Source organism: Glycomyces xiaoerkulensis, assembly GCF_002798405.1.
Taxonomy (GTDB): domain Bacteria; phylum Actinomycetota; class Actinomycetes; order Mycobacteriales; family Micromonosporaceae; genus Glycomyces; species Glycomyces xiaoerkulensis.
Window position 1 is genome coordinate 1,417 of record NZ_PGGV01000035.1, and the last position, 18,470, is coordinate 19,886.

Sequence of the window (18,470 nt, forward strand, 5' to 3'; positions counted from 1 at the left end):
TGGAGTCGCCGGGCCACGTCACCAACGCCCGACAGAAACCACACAAGACCAGCCCCGCTGGCAGTGGTACCGCTGCGGGAAGACCAGCCACCGCGGCTGGTCAATCCTATTAGGATCAGGTTCTGTCACAAAACAACACAGAATCTGAACGGTTCACTCGCGCCCTAGCTCGGTGCAGATGCAGGCCTTGTTGCCGTCGGGGTCGGCCACCACGACGAAGGCGGGGGCCCGGCTTTCGTCCACCACGCGTCCGCCCGCGGCGACCGCCGCCGCGATCCGCCGGTCGGCGACCTCCGGCGGGACCGTGACGTCGAGGTGGAACCGCTGCCGATCGGGCGCGGTCGAGTCGGTCGCCTGGAACCACAACGGCGGGAGCCGTCCGGCCGGGTCGAGGATCTCGCCGCCTGCCTCGCCACCGCCGAGGACGGCCGCCCAGAACGGCCGTACGGCTTCCGACGCGGGCGTGTCCAGGGCGAGTTCCAGCTCCTGCAACCGGTCCGGGCGCGGGTCCAGTCCCTGTTCGGAGGCGAGAGCACTGAGCCGCTCGGCGAGCCGGACCTCCCGTTCGGTGACCCCTCCGAGGTCGTCACTGCGCAGCGCGAGCCGGATGTGCCGTGCACGTAGGTCGACCTCGGGGTGCGGGCCGGCCGCATCGCAGATCCGCCCGGCCGCCGCGACGAACTCGGCACCGGCCGCGAACGAACCGGTATCGAACCGGGCGCGTAGCGCCCCCAGTACCCACCGCCAATCGGCCAGGTCGATCTGCCGTGCCCCAAGGCGAGTAGTGCTCTGCGACATGCCCTGACGATAGGCCACGACTCAGCCGCGCCACCGCCGAACGGTCCCCGGCTAGTTGAACCGCATCGCCTGGACCATGCCGGCGTAGTCGCCGAAGGCCTCTTCGACGTCGGTGGGCGTCAGGCCGTAGCGGGCCAGCTCGTACTCGTGCTGCCGGCCGATGCCGGGGCGAGCCAGGACGTTGTCGAGGTTCCCGGCGTCCTTGTCGGTCCACCGCGCGCCCAGCATCTCGTAGAGCTTCGGCACCTTCTCGTGCGGCTCGGCCGCCAGCCACGTGTAGGGCACGTCCACGAACGCCTCGCGCGGGCCGGCCACGCGCGCGGCCCGGGCCCGCTCGATCGCCGCCGACTGGATGTCCAGCCACATCCGGCCGATGCCGTGCAGGTCCGGCTTGCGCACGTGGAGCAACTGCGTGGTCTCGACCATCGAGCACAGCGACCCGAGCACGGTGACCGGGTCCCGGTGGGTCCACACGATCGTCGCCCCGGGGAACACCTTCAGCAGCTCCGGGAGGTGCTCGAGATGAAGCGGGGACTTCAGGATCCACCGCTTGCGTTCGCGCCCGTACTGGAGCACCTGGAGCGCCTGCCTGAGGTACTCGTAGTCGGGCAGCCAGTCGCGTTCCTTCGTCCACTCGAAGTACTCGGGCATGAGCACCCGGGCCAGATGGGTACTGCCGTGCGGCAGCAGGTAGTTGCACTCGTCGGGCTTCTCGGCGTCGAGGGGGTGGATGACCTTGAACGCCGGTGCCAGCCGCATGAAGGTGCCGACCATGCGCCGGGTGTCCTTGATGTGGCCCCGCTCCACGTCCTCGCCGCGATCGATGTCGGTGAAGAACCATTCCCAGAGCTTCGGTCCGCGGTGCCCGTCGGACTGGGCGATGATGTTGTGGGCCAACGTGGTGGCGGTGCGGGGCAGCCCCACGATGAAGACCGGCCGCTCGATCGGCTCGTCGGCGATCTCGGGATGCTCGGCGATGAGCCGGTGGACGCGCAGCCGGTTCTCCAGGCGGCTGCCGATGTCGGACACCACGCTCTGCCAGCCCATCGGGCTCAGGCCCGTGCCGTCGACGAAGCTGCGGACCAGGAACCTGAAGTCCTCGACGAACTCGGGGACGGCGGCGGCGTCGCCGCCGGTGCGCCGCTCGGCCCGTTCTACGATCCCGTCGAAGGCCCGATCGGGGTGCCGCCGGCCCGCCGATGCCGGCTTGAGCAGCGCATTGAGGACGGTGGTGGTGGCTGACTTGCGGCGCACGAGGGTCTGCTCCTTGGGTCCGAGGTGGATCGCGTCATTCTCGCACAATCGGCGAGCGCGGTCCACCGGCCGGACCCAAGGGAGCCCCGTCCCCGGCTACTCGGATACCGGTTCGAGCATCGGCACCAGCACGACCGCGCCTTCGGGGTAGGACCGCTGCACGTGCTCGGCCAACTCGGGGGTAACCAGCACCACCTCGACCACCGCCACCGGCTGGTCCTGGTCGACCCAGCCGCCCAGGACCAGCGCCGGGAACCGTTCGGAGAGGTCCCCGTAGACCCCGTCCAGTTCCTCGGCGCCCAGCTCCTCGGCCGGAGGGTCGATGTCCGGTTCGGTGTACTGCAGGTGCGGGTAGTCGGCCATGTCGACCTCGTCGGCGTGGACCGGGTCTTCGGTCAGCACGAACGCCTCGCCGTCGAACGTGCCGGTCACGAGGTAGTCGCCCCAACTGGTGCCCTGGGACGACTCGTGTTCGACCTCGTCCCAGTCCCAGCCTTCGACGTCGAGCCCGCCGCCCTGCGGCGGGTAGGACTCGGCGAGGGCCCCGGCCAGTTGCGGGCCGTGGTCGGGGGTCTCGATCACCGTCAGCGCGCCCTGGTAGACGGTGGCGCCGGAGCCGTTCGGGCCGGGGCCGCCGGCCGGGCGGTCGTCGTCGGCGTCCTCGCCCGCCCCGCAGGCCGCGGCGGCGAGCAGAGCGGCGGCGGGCGCGATTCGCAAAAGCGTCATTCTTCTCGTCATACCCCTACGACGCCCGGGAGGGAATTCCGGTTCCGTCCCGTCGGCACCCGGTGCTAGGTTTACGGCGGCGCCGCACCGGCACCGCACCCCAACTGGAGAAAGCCCTCTCACCGCATGAGCCAGACATTCAACGCCCGGGCGGCTGCGGCGGCCGGCCTCACGGTCCTGCTGTGGTCCTCAGCGTTCGTGTCGATCCGCTATGTCGTCCAGCACGTGGACCCGGGCCCGGTCACCCTCGGCCGCTCGGGCATCGCCGCGGTCGTACTGCTGCTGATCTGGGGCGTCCGCCGCGAAGGCCTGCCCGGCCGGCGCGCCTGGCCGGGCATCGTCACGGCCGGCGTGCTCTGGTTCGGCGTGTACATGTTCGCCCTCAACTGGGGCGAGCAACTGGTCGACGCCGGCACCGCCGCGCTGGTGGTGAACATCGGCCCGATCCTGATCGCGCTGCTCGGCGGCTGGCTCCTCCGGGAGGGCTTCGCCCCGCGCCTGTTCGTCGGCATCGCCGTCTCCTTCGCCGGCGTCGCGGTCGTGAGCCTGTCGATGTCCCAGGACACCGGCAGGTCCGTCTTCGGCGTCCTGCTCTGCGTGGTCTCGGCGGTCACATACGCGATCAGCGTCGTGGTGCAGAAGCCGACGCTCCGCCACGCCACCTCGCTCCAGTTCACCGCCTTCGGCAACGCCGTAGCGGCGGTCTTGTTCCTGCCGTTCGCGCCGAGGCTGTTCTCCCAATTGGACGCCGCGCCCTCGGCGGCCACGCTCCACGTGCTCTACCTCGGCCTGGTCCCGACCGCACTGGCGTTCTTGAGCTGGGGCTACGCCCTGAAGTACACCACCGCCGGCCGGATGGGCGCGACCACGTACATCATCCCGGCGCTGGTGGTGCTCATGTCGTGGCTGTTCCTGTCGGAGGTGCCCGCGTGGCTGACCCTCGGCGGCGGCGTCCTGTGCCTGCTCGGGGTGGCGATCGCGCGGTCGCGCGGCAAGGCGGGGCCCCGGGTCAGCGGGGGATCGCCGCCGCCAGCCGAGCCAGTCGCGCCTTCCACGCCGCCTTCACGTTAGCGGCCTCCTCGGCCGAGGCGAGCTTGCCGACCTGGACGGCCACGGCGGTCTTGCGCTCGGCCCGGGGCTCGAAGGTGAACTGCGCCCGGCGGCCGTCGGAGGAGTCGAAGCGGACCGACTTCGGCGGCGACGCGGTCCGCTGGGACAGCTCGAGGTCGTCGAGCCAGATGCGCCGGCGGTCGGGGTCGGCGACCCACTCGAAGGCGGAAGCGGCGTCGACCGGGAGGGTCTTGGACGCGGAGGCCTCGTAGGTCCCGTCGGAGCGCTGCCCGGGCTCGCGCATGCCTCGCTCCTGCTCGTAACCGACGGCGATGGACTGGGCCCACCAGCCGTCGACGCCGTACTCCTTCGCCACCAGGCCTGCGATCGCGGCGTGCTTCAGCGAGGTGGCGTCCCGCTCGTCGAGGATCGCCAGCCACGTCTTCCAGTCGGCGCCGGTGCCCTCGATGAGGGCCTGGTCCGACATGGTCTCGCGGCGGCGCGCGGGGGATCCGCTCATGCCGCCAGCCTAAGGGAGCGGCGGCACGGGCGGATCGGCTTCGCCGATCCGGGGCGTATGCGCCGGATGCGACCGGTGTGGCGGAATGAGCGAAGTCTGGTGGTCAATTTCCCGACATGTACCGTTCCGGCATTTCCGCGAATGTTACCGACTGGTTATCTATATGGTCACGCCCGTCGTTCACAACCTGAAACGGAGCTGCCGCCCATGCGAACCAACCGACGCACGGCCGCGATCGCCGTCGCCTCGCTGGCCCTGTCCCTCCTCCCGGCGACCGCCGCCCACGCCCAGGAACCGGTCGACTACGCCGCCCTCGGCGACTCCTACTCCTCCGGAACCGGCACCGGCTCCTATACCGACTCCGGCTGCCAGCGCTCGGACCTGGCCTACCCGTCGCTGATCGCCGCCGACCACGGCCTGAACCTCGACTTCGCCGCCTGCTCCGGCGCCACCACCGACGACCTGCTCGCCGACCAGCTCGACGGCCTCGACGAAGGGACCGACCTGGTGTCGGTCACCATCGGCGGCAACGACATCGGCTGGGTCGACGCGGTCATCTCCTGCATGGCCCCCACCCACGACTGCACCGGCGACATCGAGGAGGCCGAGCGCAAAGCCACCGAAGAGCTGCCCGGACGGCTCGCCGCCGTCTACGGCGAGATCGACTCCCGGGCCCCCGGCGCCGACGTGTACGTCCTGGGGTACCCGCGCCTGTTCGGCGCCCACGACACCTGCGACGCGTTCGGGCTCATCAGCATCGCCGAGCAGGAGCGCATGAACCAGGGCGCCGACCTGCTCTCCGGCGTGATCGAGAGCGCCGCCGCCTCGGCGGGCTTCACCTACGTCGACGTCCGCGACCGGTTCGACGACCACGCCGTCTGCGACACTCCGGAGTGGATCAACGGTCTCACCTTCCCGATCGGCGAGTCCTACCACCCGAACGCCGCCGGACACTCCGGCGGCTACTATCCGGCGCTGGCCGACCGGCTCTGAACCGCACCCGGGGTGCCCGGCGGCCGGATCGGCCGCCGGGCACCGCCATGCTCAACCCTGCAGGGCGAGGACCATCGGGTAGACGGCCGTCGCCCCGGCCAGACGCAACCGCCTGGCCGCCGCCGTCAGCGACCAACCGCTGTCGCGCACGTCGTCGACCAGCAGCACGCTGCCCTCCGGCACCGCGAAATCCACGGTGAACCGCTCGAGGACCTGCCGGAGCCGCTGCGCGCTGTTGGCCCGCCGCGGCTCGGGCGCCGCGCCCGGCGGCCGCCCCAGCGCACCGAGGTAGTCCATACGCCCGAGGGCCGCCAGCCGCTCGGCCAGGCCGTCCACCAGCCGCGGCCGCGTCAGCGAACCCATCGACACCACCGCCGAGGGCCGCTCAGACCACTCCCAGGCCGCCAGCACCCGCACCACCGCCCCGAACACGTCCTCGGGGACCTCCCGGTCGGCCCCGTCGGCCAGCAGCCGCCGCAGCGGACCGCCCCAGCCGATGTCGGACAGCCGCGCCAGCGCCCGGCCGTCCTCGGCGCCCTCGCCGGCCGGGATCCGGCCCTTCAGGTCGATCCCGATCGCCGGCAGGCCGGTCGGCCACATCCGCTTCGCCCCGAAGACCACGCCCGGACGCGACAGCGCCGCCGCGGCCTCGCCCACGACCTCCTCGGCGAGCGCCGACTCGACCCGCTCGCCGGTACAGTTGTCGCAGCGCCCGCACCGCTCCGAACCCGGGTCGTCCAGCTCGGTGCGCAGGAACGCCAGCCGGCAGTCCCCGGTGGCCTGGTAGGCGAGCATCCGCCGCTGCTCGTGCTCCCTGGTGGCCGCGACCTTCGCGTACCGGTCGGCGTCGTAGCGCCACGGCCTGCCGGTGGCCTCCCAGCCGCCCTTGACCCGCCGGACCGCGCCGTCGACGTCGAGAACCTTCAGCATCATCTCCAGGCGGGTGCGCCGCAGGTCGACGCGCGTCTCCAGCGCCGCGGTCGACATCGGCCCCCCGGCCTCGGCCAGCACCTCCAACGTCCGGCGCACGGCGCCCTCGGCCGGGAACGACAGCGACCCGAAGTACTCCCAGACGGCGCGGTCCTCACGGCCGGGCAGGAGGATCACCTCGGCGCGCTCGCGCGCCCGACCGGCGCGGCCGATCTGCTGGTAGTACGCCACCGGCGACGACGGCGCCCCCAGATGCACCACGAAACCCAGATCGGGCTTGTCGAAACCCATGCCGAGCGCGCTGGTGGCCACCAGCGCCTTGAGCTCGTTGCCCAGCAGGGCCTCCTCGCGCGCCAGCCGCTCGGCGTTGTCGGTGCGGCCGGTGTAGGAGGCGACCGCGTAGCCGCGCCCGGTCAGGTACTCGGCGACCTCCTCGGCGGCGGCCACCGTCAGCGTGTAGACGATGCCCGAACCCGGCAGCTCGGCGAGCCGCTGGTCGAGCCAGGCCATGCGGTGGGCGTTGTCGGGCAGGTCGACCACGGACAGCCGCAGCGACTCCCGGTCCAGACTGCCCCGCAGCACCAGCGTCTCCGCACCCGCATGCTCCAACTGCTCGGCCACGTCCTCGCTCACCCGCGCGTTCGCGGTCGCGGTCGTGGCCAGCACCGGCACCGAACCGGGCAGGGCGTCGATGAAGGTGGCGATGCGCCGGTAGTCGGGCCGGAAGTCGTGCCCCCAGTCGGAGATGCAGTGCGCCTCGTCGACCACCAGCATCCCGCAGCCGGCGGCCAGCTTCGGCAGCCAGTGGTCCCTGAACGCCGGACTGTTGAGACGCTCGGGGCTGATCAGCAGCACGTCGACCCGATCGGCCGCGATCGCCTCGGTGACCTCGTCCCATTCCTCCGGGTTCGCGGAGTTGATCGTGCGGGCCCGGACCCCGGCCCGCTCGGCCGCCTCGATCTGGTTGCGCATCAACGCCAGCAGCGGCGACACGATCACCGTGGGGCCCGCACCCGTCGCCCCGCCCGCCGCACCCCGCCGCCGCAGCAGCGCCGTGGCCACGAAATACACCGCCGACTTGCCGAAGCCGGTGCGCTGCACCAGCAGCACCCGCCTGCCGGAGCCGTCGCACAGCGCCTCGATCGCCCGCCACTGATCGTCCCGCAGCCGCGCCCCGTCCCCGGCCAGCGCCCGCAGCAGCGCCTCGGCCTCGTCCCGCGAGGCCGACTCCATGGTCTTCCCGGTTCCCGACATGCCAACCTTTCTACAGGCCTGGCGCGACAACCCGCACCACCAGTAGGCTTCTGAGGCGTGAGTATCGAAGTGCCGTGGAAATCGGGAACCTGGACCACCCTGCCGGCCGCCGCGAAGGAGGCCGACGGCCGCCTGGAGGTGACGGCGGTCGAAGGAAGCGACGCCTGGCGGCACACCTGCTACGGCATCGTCCACGGCAGCGAGCACGCGCTGCTGGAGGACTGGGACCGAGAGCACGCCGTCGAGGTCGCCCTCACCGCCGACTTCTCCGAGCAGTTCGACCAGGCCGGCCTGTTCATCAGCGTCGGCGACGAACACTGGATCAAGACCGGACTCGAATTCGCCGACGGCGTCCTCCAGGTCGGCGCGGTGGTGACCGACGGCAACTCCGACTGGTCGAGCGCTCCGGTCCCCGAATGGGCCGGACGCGAGGTCACCGTCCGGGCCTCCCGGGTGGCCGACTCGGTGATCGTGCGCGCCAAGGCCGACGACGAGCCGTGGCGGCTGGTCCGCCTCGCCCCGCTCGACCCCGCCGCCGAAGCCAAGGCCGGGCCGTTCTGCTGCGCGCCCGCCCGCGCCGGCCTGACCGTCTCCTTCGGATCCTGGCGGCTCACCGAACCCGACACGGCCGCGCACTAGTCAATCGTCGAGCTCCATCGACAGCAGATGCAGGTCGTAGACGTACATCCGCTGATCCCGATCGGCCACGCCCCGCGCGTCGACCTTCACGCCGTCCTCGCGCAGCAGATCGGGCACTTCGTCGCCGGGGCGGCCGTCCGACCAGCGGAACCCCTCCGAGACCGTGCCGCGCGCGGTCAGCACCCGGTAGGCGCCCGGGACGTCCCCGTCCCGCATGTACGCCCCCACCTGCCGCGGCCCGGTGCCGATCAGCTCGGCCAGGTCCCCGTACGAGGTCCACGTCCCCTCCGGCAGCGCGGCCACCAACCGGCGCACCAGCTCCCAGTCCTCCTCAGTCGCCATCCGCGCAGCCTATCGGCCCCTCCCGGAGGCGTCGTTCGCCACCGGTCCGCCTCGGACACGCCGTCGCGCCGCCGCACGGTGCTACCGTCGAGAACGACAGGGGAGCCGATCGGCTGAGAGTGCGGGCCCGCCCGCAGACCCTCGAACCTGATCCGGTTAACACCGGCGTAGGGAGTCGTCGCCTACCGCTGTCGCGTCGTGTCCAAGCGAACCCGAAAGGCAACGCCCATGCCTGCCACCGACAGCACCGCCCTGGCCGCCGGCTCGCGCTGGCGCACCCTCGACATCGTCACCTGCGCCGTCCTCGCCGTCGCCTTCGGCGTGGTCTTCTGGGCCTGGAACTTCGTGTGGGAGGGCATCGACCCGCTCCTGAACTTCTACCCGCCGCTGTCGGCGATCGTCTACGGCCTCTGGCTCATCCCCGCCGTCCTCGCCCCGCTCATCGTCCGCAAGGTCGGCGCGGGCGTCTTCACCGAGGCCCTGGCCGCCTCCATCTCGCTGTTCCTCGGCTCCCAGTGGGGCATCACCGTCCTCTACCAGGGGCTCCTGCAGGGCCTGGGCGGCGAGCTGCCGTTCGCGGCCGGCCGCTACCGCCACTTCGGGCACCTCAACGCCGTCATCGGCGGCGCCCTGGCCGGCTTCGCCGGCACCATGTGGGACGTCTACTACTGGTACCCCGACCTGGGACTGTGGACCTTCAAGGTCCCCTACGTCGGCATCGCGATGCTCTCCGGCGCCCTCATCGCCGGCCTCGGCTCCAAGGCCCTGGTCAAAGCCATGCTCCCCACCGGAGTGCTCGACCGGTTCCCGGTCGGCCGCGACCGCCGCCGGATCTGAGCGGCCGTGATCTCGGTCCGGTTCCGCGGCTTCACGTGGCGCCACGCCGGGCGCCGCTCCCCGGCCGTCTCCGACGTCGACCTGCGCATCGAACCGGGCGAGCGGGTCCTCCTGCTCGGCCCCTCCGGGTCCGGCAAGTCGACCCTGCTCGCCGCGCTCGCGGGACTGCTGACCACCGACTCCGGCGACCAGCGCGGCCAAGTCCTGCTCGACGGCACTGACGCGGCCGACCGCCGCGGCGCGGCGGGCATCCTCTTCCAAGACCCCGAAACCCAACTGGTCATGGCCCGCAGCGGCGACGACGTCGCCTTCGGCCTCGAGAACCAGGCCGTCCCCACCGAGGCGATCTGGCCGCGCGTCCGCCACGCCATCGAAACCGTCGGATTTCCCTACCCCCTCGACCACCCCACCCACGCCCTCTCCGGCGGCGAGCAGCAGCGGCTCGCCCTCGCCGGCGTCCTCGCCCGCCGCCCCGGCCTGATCCTGCTCGACGAACCCACCTCCAACATCGACCCCGAAGGCGCCGACGCCATCCGCCGCGGCCTCAAAGCCGCACTGGCCGACACCTCCGCGACCATGGTCATCGTCGAGCACCGCATCAGCGAGATCATCGACCTCATCGACCGCGTCATCGCCCTCGACCCCGGCGGCGGGCTCCTCGCCGACGGCCCGCCCGAGACCGTCTTCGCCGCACACGGCCCCACCCTCGCCGACCAAGGCGTTTGGGTCCCGGGCATCCCCCTGCCGACCCGCCCCGGACACGGCGCCGGCCGGCCCTGTCTGCGAGGCGACCGGCTCACCAAGACCTACCCGGGCGCCGACCGGCCCGCCGTCCGCGGCATCGACTTCACCGCCCGCGCCGGCGAAATGCTCGCCGTCACCGGCCCCAACGGATCCGGCAAGTCCACCCTCGCCCTCCTCGCCGGCGGCCTGCTCAAACCCGACCTGGGCACCGCCACCGTGCCCGGCGAGGCCCGACCGCTGCACCGCCTCCCCGCCCAGCGCCTGGCCACCCGCGTCGGCTCGGTCTTCCAAGACCCCGAACACCAATTCGTGACCGCCACCGTCCGCGCCGAACTCGCCTTCGCACCCCACGCCGCCGGCTGGGACCGCGACCGCACCGACGCCCGCGTGTCCGAACTGCTCGAGCGCCTCCGCCTGGGCCACCTGGCCGAAGCCAACCCGCACACCCTCTCCGGCGGCGAGGCCCGACGGCTGTCTGTCGCGAGCGCGCTGGCCGCCGCCCCGGACGCGCTCCTGCTCGACGAACCCACCTTCGGCCAGGACCGCCGCACCTGGAGCGAACTTGTCGACCTGACCGCCGCCATCCGCGACGCCGGCACCGCGGTCATGGCCGTCACCCACGACCGTGACTTCGCCGCCGCGCTCGCCGACCGCGAACTCGCCCTCAGCGCCGGAGAGGTCGACGGCGAGGCGAGCCGATGCTGACCTTCGCGCCCGTCTGCGACCGGGACGCGCCGATCGCCCGGACCAACCCGATCGCGAAGCTGTTCGCCGTCGTCGCCGTCTCGACGACCGCGCTGCTGGCGGCCGACTGGCTGACTCCGCTCCTGCTGCTGGCGGCGCTGGCGGTCGCGACGCCCTTCAGCGGTGTCCGGTTGGGGCCGTTGACGCGCCGCCTGAGGTGGCTGTGGTTCGCCGGGGCGACCGTGGCGGTGGTGAACACGGTCTTCGCCGCAGAGAAGACCGGAGCCGAGTTGCTGTCGTTCGGCCCGTTGGAGATCACGGCCGACGCCCTGGTCGACGGCATGGCGCTGGGGTTGCGGGTGTGCGTGGCGGCGACCGCGGGCGTGCTCGGTTTCGCCACCACCGACCCGACCGATCTGGCCGACGCCCTGACCCAGCAGTTGCGGACCTCGCCGCGCTTCACGATCGGTTCGCTGGCGGCCATGCGGCTGCTGCCGCTGCTCAGCGCCGAGTGGCAGCAGATCACCACCGCGCGCCGGGCACGCGGTATGGAGGGCGGGCGCAATCCGCTGCGCCGCGCCCGGCTGTTCGCCTCGACCATGTTCACCCTCCTGGTCGGAGCGATGCGCCGCGCCGGCCGGCTGGCGGCGGCCATGGACGCCCGAGGGTTCGACTCCGGTGCCCGGCGGACCCACGCCCGGATCCAGCGCATGCGCCCGGCCGACTGGCTGTTCTCGGCCTGCGCCGCGGCCGTCTCGGCTGCGGCCGTGGTCGTCAGCGTCGCCTACGGCACGTTCCGCCTGTTGGTCTGAAGCGTGGGCGGTCGTCTCACCTGGTCCGCCGTGGCTCCCGGCCCAGTGGCGTCAGGCCGAGGCCCAGTTCCTGTATACGAAGCGGTGGACTTGGCGCAGGCCGAGTTTGAAGAGCGGGCACATCAGATAGAACCGCGGCTTGATCCGGCCCAAGGTGGTCCGTGTGACCCGGGTGGTGGAAGCGTCCACCGGTGCCAGCCTGAACTCCTCGACGATCGTGTCGAAGAACCATCGGTGCACCAGATTCGTGCGCACCATTCGGAACTCCAGCCGGACCGGCGGCTCCCAGACGGTGATCTCTTGGAGCACGGAGCCGCCCTCCGCCCGGCATTCCCGCTGTTGTCCGACACCACCGTCGCCGTCGGGCAGCCGACACTCCACCGGCCGGGGCAGGCCGAGCCGGAACAGCGGCGAGCGATGCGGCACGGTCATCCGTGAATCGCACAGCAAAGCCCAGAGTGCTTCGACCGGCACGTTCATTGTTCGTGAACTGCGAACCCTCATGTCCGAATGGTACGGCCGCCCTCGCACAGGACCACTGTCCCCGCTCACACCGCGAACCTCGGATCGGCGGAACAACCGACCGCTCGCCTTTCACGTCGCTGGACCGTACCCGGGTGCCTTGCCGGGCCGAGATCGAACTCGGCTCCGGCTCGCCTTGAGCGAGAACATCAGCGGCAGGCGAGGCCGTCCCTCTGGCATGCGCCAGTAGCCGTCCGCGCCTTCGTTCAGCTCGGAGACCCGCTGGAACAGCGTCATGTCGTGCTCGTGGAGGAACTCGAGGCGCAGACCGGCCGCGGCCACAGCGGATACGATGTCGCCGAGCGTGTGCATCCACTCGTAGCTCAGGTTGTGCACCGTCGGCGCGTTGAAGTCGGCGTAGGTGCCTGGTAAGTCCTCGACGACCGGACCGGGCCGGAAGTAGCCGTGCTCGATCGCCGTGCCGCTGTGGTCACCGAGCACGTGGGTGAACGGGTGGAACTCGGCGAGGTAGAGGAACCCGCCCGGAGCCACAAGCGAAGCGGCCGCCTCGGCCCACTTGCGGACGTCGGGCAGCCAGTCCAGGGCCCCGGTACTGGTGTAGACGATGTCGTAATCCGCCTCGGGGACGGCCGAGGCCGCCTCGTACACGTCGGAGCACACGAACTCGGCCCGGTCGGGCCCGAGGCCGACCTCGGCGGCCAGGCCGCGCGCGACCTCGAGGGCGGGCTCGGAGAAGTCGAGCCCGATGACCTTCGCCGCTCCTCGCCGCGCCCACGACAGCGTGTCCTGCCGTTGCTAATTCCGTAGTCGGATATCAGCATTCCGGGCGTTTCCGCTCGGAAGGTCCGTGACAGGTTCACCGAGTTGCTGCCCGGTGTCTTGACGACGGTCTCCCGCTTCGACGCCGGTGGCCCGCTGGGCGGGTCTTACATCGGCTCCACGAGGCTTCGCAGCTTGCGCTGCCTGGTCTCCGGCCACTCCGGTACCAGTCGAGCAGGCCGCCGCGAGGGCGGCCAAGTTGAGTGCAGCGTTCGCATCCCGGTCGGTGAGCAGGCCGCAGGTGTCGCATTCGAACACTCGGACGTGCAGCGGCAGCTTGGCTTTCACCGCGCCGCATCCCGAGCAGGTCTTCGATGAGGGGAACCACCGGTCGGCCACGACCAGGTTCCCCGCGTTCCACCCGGTCTTGTAGGCCAGGTGGCGGCGGATGGTGCCGAACCCGGCGTCAGCGATCCGCCGGGCGAGACGGCGATTGCGGAGCATCCCGGCGACGTTGAGGTCTTCGACCACCACGGTGCCGTACTCGGCGGCGATGCGCGTGGTGAGCTGGTGGAGGGCGTTCTCGCGCAGGTTCGCGACTCGGTGGTGGATGCGGTCGCGTTCGGCGTTGGCCCTCATCCACCGCCTCGAGGCCTGCTGCCTGGTGCGCCGGTCGGGACCGCGCCTGCGAGAGACCTTCCGCGAGGCGCGCCTGAGTTGCTTCAACGCCTGATCGATGTGGCTCGGGTTGTCGACGTAGTCGACGGCCCCGTCGGTGTCGGCGGTGACGGCCAGGTGTTTGACACCGAGGTCGATGCCGATCGTGGCCTCGGGCCTGGCGGGTCTGGTCTGGGCGCGTTCGACTTCGATTTGGAAGGCGACCTGCCAGCGGCCCCGGTGCAGGGACACGGTGGCCGACAGGATGCGGGCGGTCCCCTTGGCCAGGCGCCGCTGGAGCTTGGCGGTCTTCTCATGGGTACGGATGGCACCCAGGCGCGGCAACGTCACATGCCGCCGGTCGGGCTCGATGCGGATGGTGCCGGTGGTGAACCGGCACGAACGCCGGGCACGGCGCTTCGACTTGAAACGCGGGACGCCCATCGGTTTGCCTGCACGTTTGCCGTGCTTCGATTTCGTGTAGTTGTCGAACGCGGCCTGTGCGGCGGCCAGACCGGTGTTGTACGCCTCTTTCGAATTCTCGGCCCACCACGCATACCGCGGGTCGGTCTTCTTGACGCGATTCCATTCCCTGCGCAGCGAGGCGAGGGACCAGGACCGCCATGGGGTGCGCTCGGTCCCGGGTATGCCGTACGACTCCTCGGCCGCCCGCTGGTCCCAGGCGGCGAGCACATACCCGACCGCCCAGTTGTAGGCTTCCCGCGCGGCCCCGCAGTGCGAGGCGAGCGATTCGATCTGGCCCGCGTTCGGGTCAAGCGTGAATCGATATGCCTGGACTACGCAGCCTTCGCGGGGCTCGAACGGCTTAGACATGGGAAGCCTCGGCGGCACGCAGAGCGGCCTCAGCGCGGCGCTTAGCCGACCGGCGGCCGTATAGGCGCGCGTACAGGGAAGTGAGCACTTCGGTCACCTCGCGTACGAGGTCGTCTCCGGTCTCGGCCTGGTTGAGCACGACCACCGACCGGCCTTGCGCCGACAGCGCGGCCTCCAGGTGCTCGAACCCGAACCGGGTGAGCCGGTCGCGGTGCTCGACCACGATCACGGCTGCCTCGGCATCGGACAGCAGGCGGGTGAGCTTCCCGCGGCCCCCGTTCATGCCCGACCCGATCTCGGCGACCACGGAGGCGACCGCGATGCCGCGCCGATTCGCGCCCTCGACGACCCGGACGGCCTGCCGGTCAAGGTCGTCCTTCTGGTCGGCACTGGAGACCCGGCAGTACGCCACCGCCCGACCGGGCGCGGTCCCGGGCTCATCCACGATCCACGTCCCCGACGGAGCCTGATAGGCCCGCACCGGCAGTCGGCCGCTCTTGGCCCACCGCCACGCGGTCTGATACGCGATCCCCTGCCGCGCAGCCCAATCAGAAAGCTTCACAACAGCAATAATTCATGACAACATTCAGCTATGAATGACTACACAACCAGCAACAGCAGTCAGCCCCATGTGGCACTGTAGGTGCAGCAATCGCTTGCCAGTCACGTCGCCGACCTCGGCGGCCTCGAAATCGCGGATCTCGTCGCGGCCGGCCCGGAAGGCGTCCTGGTCGTAGAAGTCACTGGCGGCATGGATGGGCACCCGCTCGTCCCACATCGCGCGGTTCGTCTCACGCTGCTCGGCCCATTCGCCGTTCGTCATCGTGGCCTCCGTGGTGTCACCGGGACTTGCCTCCGATCACGACCGCATCGGGGCTGCATGACCGCGCCCGGTCCGGGGACGGCGCGGCATCCGCTCCACGATCGCAGTGCCCGGCCGAGGGGGCAAGCGATTAAATCCGCTTGTAGGCCACCCGGGTCGACTCGGGCCACTTGGCGCCCTGGCCCGGGATCGGCCGGGGATCGGGTTCGAGCAGCGTGAAGTCGTAGTGCTGGAACAGCCGGGCCAGCACCACGGTCATCTCCAGGTAGGCGAACCGCATCCCCAGGCACCGGTGCAGTCCGCCGCCGAACCCGATCAGGCGGCGGAGCTGCCCGGGGTCCTCGACGTAGCGGTCGGGCCGGTAGGCGTTCGGCTCGGGGAACTCCTCGGGGAGCCGGTGCGTCGCCGCGGGCGAGAGCATCACCATCGACCCGGCCGGGATCTCGCGGCCGTCGACCTCCATCGGCTCGACGGTGCTGCGAACCATCATCGGCGCCACCGGGTGCAGCCGCTCCGACTCGTGCAGGCACCGGCCCAGATGCTCCAGCCTCCGGACGTCCTTGGCGGTCATGGCCTCGGGCGCGCCGGCGATCTCCTCGCGCGCCCGGTCCAGCTCCTCGGGGTGCCGCAGCAGGTCGATCATCCCCCAGGAGATCTGCCCGGTGGTGGTCTCGTGGCCTGCCCACACCAGCATGATGATCAGGTGCAGCAGAATGTCGTCGGGCACCGGCGTGCCGTCCTCGTACTCGGCCTCGACGAAGTGGTCCAGGAAGTCCTCGCCGTCGCCGGGCCGGGCCCGGCGCTGGTCGACGATCCGCTGGAGCCGCTCGCGGATCCGCCTGCCGGCGGCGCGGCTGCGCAGCAGGTGCGGGGCCGGCAGCCACCCCGGGGTGACGAAGTCGGCGCCTTCGGAGAACCGCTGGAACTCCCCGAACCAGTCGGTGGTCGTCTCGGCGAACCGCTCCCCGAGGAAGGACCGGGCGGCAACCCGCATGATCAGCGGACCGAAGTCGTCCGGGACCGAGATCTCGCCGGCCTCGCCGAGCCGCTCCATGAACGATTCGGCCTCGGCCTCCATGACCTCGACGTAGGTGTCGAGCTGCCGACCCTGGAAGCGGGGGAGGACGACGCCCCGCTGCTGCTTGTAGTCGTCGTAGGGGGCGAAGAAGTAGAAGTCGGGGCTGAACATCCGCAGGAAGAACGGGTAGGCGGTGCGGATGGTCAGCTTGTGGTCGGTCTCGTCGAAGGCGAGCTTGTTGTGGTCGGTGCCGAGCAGGACCACGGTGTCCTTCAGCGGGAGCCGGATGCGGAACATCGAGCCGTGCTCGCCGTGGCCGCGCATGAAGAGTCCGAGCGGATCGCGGGTGAGCTCCACCGCGTGCCCGACCACCGGGCGGGAGCCGGAGAGGGTCGGAATCGCCGTGCGGGTATTCATATGTCACCTCAAAGGGTCGCTTTGGTCTCGTCGATGTTGAGCTGCCGGTGGGGATCAACTCGGCCAGAGCTCGCCGACGGGTGGGATTCGCCGACTGTGTTCGAATCGTAACTGTCGGGCGAAGGTCGGCGCAACCGTCAGAGCGTTCAAACGTGCGAATTTCCGACCCGCGTCCCGTTGCGCCGCCGCCGGATCGTCGGGACCGGCCCGTAGCCTCGGAGCCTCGGAAAGGAGCAGCGAGTGGGAGAAGACGTGATCGTGGGCGCCGACGGGCTGGCGCGATGCCCCTGGGGCGCCGAGCCCGAGATCTACCGGGCCTACCACGACGACGAATGGGGACGGCCCCTGCGCGGCGACGACGCGCTGTTCGAACGGATCAGCTTGGAGGCGTTCCAGTCCGGGCTGTCGTGGCTGACGATCCTCAAGCGGCGCGAAGGGTTCCGGGCCGCCTTCGACGGATTCCGGATCGACCGGGTCGCCGCCTTCGGCGACCGCGAGGTCGAGCGCCTGCTCTCCGACGAGCGGATCATCCGCAACCGCGCCAAGATCACCGCCACCATCGCCAACGCCCGCGCCGCCCGCGAACTCGACGGCGGCCTGTCCGAACTGATCTGGTCGTTCGCGCCCGCAGACCGGCCCAGGCCGGCCTCGATGGGCCGGGTCCCGGCGACCACACCGGAGTCGACCGCGCTGGCGAAGGCGCTCAAGCGCCGCGGCTTCCGGTTCGTGGGGCCGACCACGGCATACGCGATGATGCAGGCGGTCGGCATGGTCGACGACCACCTGCCGGGCTGCCACCGGGCGTCCGACTAGGACAGCGGAGCGGTGGAACCGCGGATGACCACCCGGCAGTCCATGGTCCGGACCCCGCGGGCGGGCTCGTCGTCGATGGCGTCGAACAGGGCCCGGGCGGCGGTGCGGCCGAGCTCCTCCAGGTTCATGTCCACGCTGGTCAACTGCGGGCGCGACCCGGTGGCCACGACCTCCCAGTTGTCGAAGCCCATCACCGCCACGTCCTCGGGCACCCGCCGGCCGCGATCCCGCAGCGTGTCGAGCACGCCGCGCGCCACCTGGTCGCTGCCGCACAGCACCGCGTCGACCTCCGGGCTCCGGTCGAGCAGGAGGCCCGCGGCGGCGCGCCCCCAGCCCTCCGTCCAGGTGCCGTAGGCGACCTCGCCGACCGGCTCGAGACCGGCCTCCTCGAGGGCGCCGGCCGCGCCGGCGACGCGGTCGCGGGCGGCGCTGTAGTCGCGGTCGCCGCTGATGTGGGCGATCCTCGAGCGCCCGCAGGCGAGGAGGTGCTCGATCGCCATCCGGCCGGCGCCGATGTTGTCGGGCACGATCGACAGGTCCCCGGCGGCCTCGGACGGCGCGTAGGCGTAGACGACCGGGACGTCGACCCCGTCGGCGAGTGCCGGCCGGGGATCGGTGCTGCTGCCGACCACGATCAGGCCGTCGACCCGGCGGCTGACGAGCGCCTGGACGTGGTGGCGCTCGCGGATGGCGTCGCCGCGCGCGTCGCACAGGAACACCGAGACCTGCCCGGCGCCGAAGGCGTCCTCGGCGCCCATCAGGATCGGGAGGCTGAACCGGCCGACCAGGTCCGAAGTCAGCAGTCCCACCGTGCCGGAGCGGCCGGCCAGCAGGCTCTGGGCCAGCGAATTGGGGGAGAACGACAGTTGCGCGGCGGCCTCCAGCACCCGGGCCCGAGTCCGGGAGTGGACATGGTCGCGGCCGTTGAGGGCCTTCGAGGCGGTGGCCACCGATACGCCCGCCAGCTTGGCCACATCGGACAGGGTTGCGGCGCGAGCGCCTCGCGAACCGGCTGGTCCGGCCATCGCGTCCCCCTCTCGTCCCCATGCTCCCGCGCGCTTCCGGCGCCGTCGCGTCGACCAT

Annotated in this window: 18 protein-coding genes, 2 pseudogenes and 1 riboswitch; of the genes and pseudogenes, 7 read left to right on the forward strand and 13 right to left on the reverse strand. The window is 71.3% G+C overall.

What is annotated here, in order from left to right; translation table 11 throughout:
- Nucleotides 1-153: 153 nt before the first annotated feature.
- The 3 genes from CUT39_RS16260 to CUT39_RS16270 form a co-directional block, all read right to left on the reverse strand.
- Nucleotides 154-798 (reverse strand): VOC family protein, encoded by a 645-nt coding sequence (locus CUT39_RS16260; protein ID WP_100448477.1) that lies wholly within the window; start codon nt 796-798, stop codon nt 154-156.
- A gap of 51 nt (nt 799-849) precedes the next feature.
- The gene (locus CUT39_RS16265; RefSeq protein WP_100448549.1) at nt 850-2,052 is read right to left on the reverse strand and encodes a sulfotransferase family protein; all 1,203 of its coding nucleotides are present in this window, start codon (nt 2,050-2,052) and stop codon (nt 850-852) included.
- Between the two features lie 96 nt (nt 2,053-2,148).
- Nucleotides 2,149-2,778: a hypothetical protein gene (locus tag CUT39_RS16270; RefSeq protein WP_157930753.1), complete on the reverse strand. Its 630-nt coding sequence runs from the start codon at nt 2,776-2,778 to the stop codon at nt 2,149-2,151.
- A 126-nt stretch (nt 2,779-2,904) separates the two neighbouring features.
- Between CUT39_RS16270 and CUT39_RS16275 the strand changes: the two genes are divergently transcribed.
- Nucleotides 2,905-3,849, forward strand: coding sequence for a DMT family transporter (locus CUT39_RS16275; RefSeq protein ID WP_100448481.1), 945 nt, complete (start codon nt 2,905-2,907; stop codon nt 3,847-3,849).
- On the opposite strand, the gene CUT39_RS16280 is transcribed toward CUT39_RS16275, so the two are convergent.
- Entirely contained in the window at nt 3,788-4,348 is a 561-nt protein-coding gene (locus CUT39_RS16280) for a hypothetical protein (RefSeq protein WP_100448483.1), read from the reverse strand. The two genes, CUT39_RS16275 and CUT39_RS16280, sit on opposite strands and share 62 nt — an antisense overlap.
- Before the next feature lie 207 nt (nt 4,349-4,555).
- Between CUT39_RS16280 and CUT39_RS16285 the strand changes: the two genes are divergently transcribed.
- The gene (locus tag CUT39_RS16285) at nt 4,556-5,341 is read left to right on the forward strand and encodes an SGNH/GDSL hydrolase family protein (protein ID WP_100448485.1); all 786 of its coding nucleotides are present in this window, start codon (nt 4,556-4,558) and stop codon (nt 5,339-5,341) included.
- A 51-nt stretch (nt 5,342-5,392) separates the two neighbouring features.
- Here CUT39_RS16285 and CUT39_RS16290 read toward each other — a convergent pair whose 3' ends face one another.
- A complete protein-coding gene (locus CUT39_RS16290) occupies nt 5,393-7,525 on the reverse strand; it encodes a RecQ family ATP-dependent DNA helicase (protein WP_232805793.1) in 2,133 nt (710 codons plus the stop codon).
- A gap of 57 nt (nt 7,526-7,582) precedes the next feature.
- On the opposite strand from CUT39_RS16290, the gene CUT39_RS16295 reads away from it, so the two are divergent.
- The gene (locus CUT39_RS16295) at nt 7,583-8,164 is read left to right on the forward strand and encodes a DUF1349 domain-containing protein (protein WP_100448487.1); all 582 of its coding nucleotides are present in this window, start codon (nt 7,583-7,585) and stop codon (nt 8,162-8,164) included.
- Here CUT39_RS16295 and CUT39_RS16300 read toward each other — a convergent pair whose 3' ends face one another.
- Nucleotides 8,165-8,506, reverse strand: coding sequence for an MGMT family protein (locus CUT39_RS16300; protein WP_100448489.1), 342 nt, complete (start codon nt 8,504-8,506; stop codon nt 8,165-8,167). It lies immediately after the preceding gene.
- A gap of 88 nt (nt 8,507-8,594) precedes the next feature.
- Nucleotides 8,595-8,697: riboswitch (TPP riboswitch) on the forward strand.
- A gap of 37 nt (nt 8,698-8,734) precedes the next feature.
- Between CUT39_RS16300 and CUT39_RS16305 the strand changes: the two genes are divergently transcribed.
- Genes CUT39_RS16305 through CUT39_RS16315 form a run of 3 tightly spaced genes read left to right on the forward strand, consistent with a single transcriptional unit; the run spans nt 8,735 to nt 11,583 of the window.
- Entirely contained in the window at nt 8,735-9,343 is a 609-nt protein-coding gene (locus CUT39_RS16305; RefSeq protein WP_100448491.1) for an ECF transporter S component, read from the forward strand.
- Nucleotides 9,344-9,349: 6 nt separating this feature from the next.
- The gene (locus tag CUT39_RS16310; RefSeq protein WP_100448493.1) at nt 9,350-10,792 is read left to right on the forward strand and encodes an ABC transporter ATP-binding protein; all 1,443 of its coding nucleotides are present in this window, start codon (nt 9,350-9,352) and stop codon (nt 10,790-10,792) included.
- Complete coding sequence (locus tag CUT39_RS16315) at nt 10,786-11,583, forward strand: energy-coupling factor transporter transmembrane component T family protein (protein WP_100448495.1); 798 nt, start codon at nt 10,786-10,788, stop codon at nt 11,581-11,583. Before CUT39_RS16310 ends, CUT39_RS16315 begins: the two co-directional genes overlap by 7 nt.
- Before the next feature lie 51 nt (nt 11,584-11,634).
- Here CUT39_RS16315 and CUT39_RS16320 read toward each other — a convergent pair whose 3' ends face one another.
- The 6 genes and pseudogenes from CUT39_RS16320 to CUT39_RS16345 all read right to left on the reverse strand — a co-directional run bounded on the left by CUT39_RS16320 (nt 11,635) and on the right by CUT39_RS16345 (nt 16,574).
- The gene (locus CUT39_RS16320; protein WP_100448497.1) at nt 11,635-12,087 is read right to left on the reverse strand and encodes an SRPBCC family protein; all 453 of its coding nucleotides are present in this window, start codon (nt 12,085-12,087) and stop codon (nt 11,635-11,637) included.
- 90 nt (nt 12,088-12,177) lie between these two features.
- Nucleotides 12,178-12,852 (reverse strand): annotated as a pseudogene (locus tag CUT39_RS16325) (class I SAM-dependent methyltransferase); the annotation flags it as partial.
- A 9-nt stretch (nt 12,853-12,861) separates the two neighbouring features.
- The gene (gene tnpB / locus CUT39_RS16330; protein ID WP_100448501.1) at nt 12,862-14,316 is read right to left on the reverse strand and encodes an IS607 family element RNA-guided endonuclease TnpB; all 1,455 of its coding nucleotides are present in this window, start codon (nt 14,314-14,316) and stop codon (nt 12,862-12,864) included.
- Nucleotides 14,309-14,878, reverse strand: a complete 570-nt coding sequence (locus tag CUT39_RS16335; protein ID WP_100448503.1) for an IS607 family transposase — start codon at nt 14,876-14,878, stop codon at nt 14,309-14,311. Before CUT39_RS16335 ends, tnpB begins: the two co-directional genes overlap by 8 nt.
- 48 nt (nt 14,879-14,926) lie before the next feature.
- Nucleotides 14,927-15,139, reverse strand: a pseudogene (locus CUT39_RS16340) (SAM-dependent methyltransferase); the annotation flags it as partial.
- Between the two features lie 130 nt (nt 15,140-15,269).
- Nucleotides 15,270-16,574 (reverse strand): cytochrome P450, encoded by a 1,305-nt coding sequence (locus CUT39_RS16345; RefSeq protein WP_100448505.1) that lies wholly within the window; start codon nt 16,572-16,574, stop codon nt 15,270-15,272.
- A 240-nt stretch (nt 16,575-16,814) separates the two neighbouring features.
- Between CUT39_RS16345 and CUT39_RS16350 the strand changes: the two genes are divergently transcribed.
- Nucleotides 16,815-17,387 carry a DNA-3-methyladenine glycosylase I gene (locus CUT39_RS16350; protein ID WP_269799172.1) on the forward strand — a complete coding sequence of 191 codons (573 nt, stop codon included), beginning with the start codon at nt 16,815-16,817 and terminating at the stop codon, nt 17,385-17,387.
- On the opposite strand, the gene CUT39_RS16355 is transcribed toward CUT39_RS16350, so the two are convergent.
- Nucleotides 17,384-18,412, reverse strand: coding sequence for a LacI family DNA-binding transcriptional regulator (locus tag CUT39_RS16355; protein WP_100448507.1), 1,029 nt, complete (start codon nt 18,410-18,412; stop codon nt 17,384-17,386). The two genes, CUT39_RS16350 and CUT39_RS16355, sit on opposite strands and share 4 nt — an antisense overlap.
- Between the last annotated feature and the right edge of the window lie 58 nt (nt 18,413-18,470).

Excerpts from the sequence above, each read along its gene's own strand:
- CUT39_RS16260 (WP_100448477.1), bottom strand. The coding sequence starts at position 798 with ATGTCGCAGAGCACTACTCGCCTTGGGGCACGGCAGATCGACCTGGCC.
- CUT39_RS16270 (WP_157930753.1), bottom strand. The coding sequence starts at position 2,778 with ATGACGCTTTTGCGAATCGCGCCCGCCGCCGCTCTGCTCGCCGCCGCG.
- CUT39_RS16275 (WP_100448481.1), top strand. The coding sequence starts at position 2,905 with ATGAGCCAGACATTCAACGCCCGGGCGGCTGCGGCGGCCGGCCTCACG.
- CUT39_RS16280 (WP_100448483.1), bottom strand. The coding sequence starts at position 4,348 with ATGAGCGGATCCCCCGCGCGCCGCCGCGAGACCATGTCGGACCAGGCC.
- CUT39_RS16285 (WP_100448485.1), top strand. The coding sequence starts at position 4,556 with ATGCGAACCAACCGACGCACGGCCGCGATCGCCGTCGCCTCGCTGGCC.
- CUT39_RS16290 (WP_232805793.1), bottom strand. The coding sequence starts at position 7,525 with ATGTCGGGAACCGGGAAGACCATGGAGTCGGCCTCGCGGGACGAGGCC.
- CUT39_RS16300 (WP_100448489.1), bottom strand. The coding sequence starts at position 8,506 with ATGGCGACTGAGGAGGACTGGGAGCTGGTGCGCCGGTTGGTGGCCGCG.
- CUT39_RS16305 (WP_100448491.1), top strand. The coding sequence starts at position 8,735 with ATGCCTGCCACCGACAGCACCGCCCTGGCCGCCGGCTCGCGCTGGCGC.
- CUT39_RS16315 (WP_100448495.1), top strand. The coding sequence starts at position 10,786 with ATGCTGACCTTCGCGCCCGTCTGCGACCGGGACGCGCCGATCGCCCGG.
- CUT39_RS16320 (WP_100448497.1), bottom strand. The coding sequence starts at position 12,087 with ATGAGGGTTCGCAGTTCACGAACAATGAACGTGCCGGTCGAAGCACTC.
- tnpB (WP_100448501.1), bottom strand. The coding sequence starts at position 14,316 with ATGTCTAAGCCGTTCGAGCCCCGCGAAGGCTGCGTAGTCCAGGCATAT.
- CUT39_RS16345 (WP_100448505.1), bottom strand. The coding sequence starts at position 16,574 with ATGAATACCCGCACGGCGATTCCGACCCTCTCCGGCTCCCGCCCGGTG.
- CUT39_RS16355 (WP_100448507.1), bottom strand. The coding sequence starts at position 18,412 with ATGGCCGGACCAGCCGGTTCGCGAGGCGCTCGCGCCGCAACCCTGTCC.